The organism is Acinetobacter sp. YH16032, assembly GCF_013417345.1.
Classification (GTDB): domain Bacteria; phylum Pseudomonadota; class Gammaproteobacteria; order Pseudomonadales; family Moraxellaceae; genus Acinetobacter.
In genome coordinates, this window is sequence record NZ_VPEE01000132.1 from 1 (window position 1) to 1658 (window position 1658).

The window sequence follows — 1658 nt, forward strand, 5'->3', positions numbered from 1 at the left end:
TTTCTGAATCTGAATAACTTCTCAAAATATCAAAAGGGGTGCGGGAATTTTCTTTTCCTTTTTTGATATGACCCTTAGTCATCTCATGCTCTAAGCCCCATTTTGCAACATAACTACCTGCTTCATTTCCGCCTTGTAAATCTAATCCGTGTTTTTCACTTGGAGTATCTAATCCTGATTTCTCACAGCAATCTTTCCAGATGTTGTACATATCCTGCTTAATACCTGGTAATGATTCTTTGCCTAAAGAGTAAGGAACAAATAATAAAACGTGATAATGGGGATGGAATCCATTTGCACCGTGGGTAATTTCAAAGCATGAGATATAGTGTTTTATTTGCCAACGCTCAAACATATCTTTAGATGCACGGACACCCTTAAAGAATTTTGAGTATGCTTTTTTCAGGTCTTTTTTTAGTTGTTTGATGTCAGTATCTGAATAATGAGGAACAGTAAGGGTAAGAAGTAATACAGATCCGCCTTGTTTCTGCCACCAATCCATAGCATCTTTGACTTCACATTTACGGTGTTCGGAAATAATTGCAGCACAAACAGGACAGCCCCATGCATTTGCACAGCGCATGACGTTCGTATAATTGGCTTTATTACGAAATTTATTAAATGTGACCCCTACACCATCATTTTTATCTACAGGATTATAGAAACAGTGTTGGGTACGTTCCCCATTAAGTATTTTTCGAGCTGAATCTAGTAATTTAAACCGTTCTTTGCTTGCCTGAAAGCCTTGCTGTGTGCGGATGGCGGAGTTATCCGTAGTATTACCAAGGGGCTTCCCATTTTCATCGACAGCCCATGTTTTTTTACCGTCTGTCACAAGTCTACAAGTCGGCAGTGTATCAGCGGTCGCAATCGTTGTCGTCCCTCCGCCTCTCACTCCCGCTTCTACTCTTTGACTTTCATTTTTGTTACCGTACAATAGTATTGCTCCTATTCATTTAGGTAGCTCCTAAAATGTTGCCGTACAACTACAGGATTCCAAAGCCTTGAGAATTGCCGTTCTCAGGGCTTTTCTGTTATTTGAGGTTCTTAACCTCAGTAGCAATCTGTCCTAGCTTTTGGTTACCATCAAGCAAAAGATCACCTGCAAATTTTTGAACAATGCTCAAGGCATTTTCTTTGTTATCTCTAATCTGCTCTAAGGCTTCTATAGTTTGCTCAAGCACTGGAACATATTGTTCTAACATCTCTAAAATAATCTTTGTCTTAGGTTGTCCTGTTAAGTCAGAAATCTTATCTAAAACTTCTTCCATCTCAGGAGGAACACTCAAAGCAATGCGTTTTCTGGTCATTCTTAAATTCCTGTTACCTATGGCAACAATATTACATCTATTCAAAAAATAAGCAAATATTTTCTTGTCGGCATAGCCGAAAAACTCCCGATCTTGGTTCAGATGAAAGCTGTAATCAAAGAAAGGAATATTTTGTAATTCTTGTTGTGTCAGTTCGCTCGTAGACACTCGCTCTGTAAAATAAAGCATAAAAAAACGCCCAAGATATTTATCTCAGGCGTTAATAAAATTCGGAAGAAGATTTATAAGGTTGTATAAATCTTCACAATATCTAACTTAACCTAACTGTTAGACAGCGTTAACTTATTTTCACTTAGTGAAACAGAGGATAACGACTAGACCAGCAGT

At 38.1% G+C, this 1658-nt stretch carries 2 protein-coding genes; both read right to left on the reverse strand.

Features of this window, described 5'->3' with window-relative positions:
• Positions 1–937 (reverse strand): protein rep (locus tag FTV32_RS16890; protein ID WP_257227654.1); only part of this gene is annotated, 937 nt, incomplete at its 3' end.
• A gap of 97 nt (positions 938–1034) precedes the next feature.
• Positions 1035–1499 (reverse strand): hypothetical protein, encoded by a 465-nt coding sequence (locus FTV32_RS17655; RefSeq protein ID WP_257222737.1) that lies wholly within the window; start codon positions 1497–1499, stop codon positions 1035–1037.
• Between the last annotated feature and the right edge of the window lie 159 nt (positions 1500–1658).

Coding starts and splice junctions, on each gene's coding strand:
- FTV32_RS17655 (WP_257222737.1), bottom strand. CDS start 1,499: ATGCTTTATTTTACAGAGCGAGTGTCTACGAGCGAACTGACACAACAA.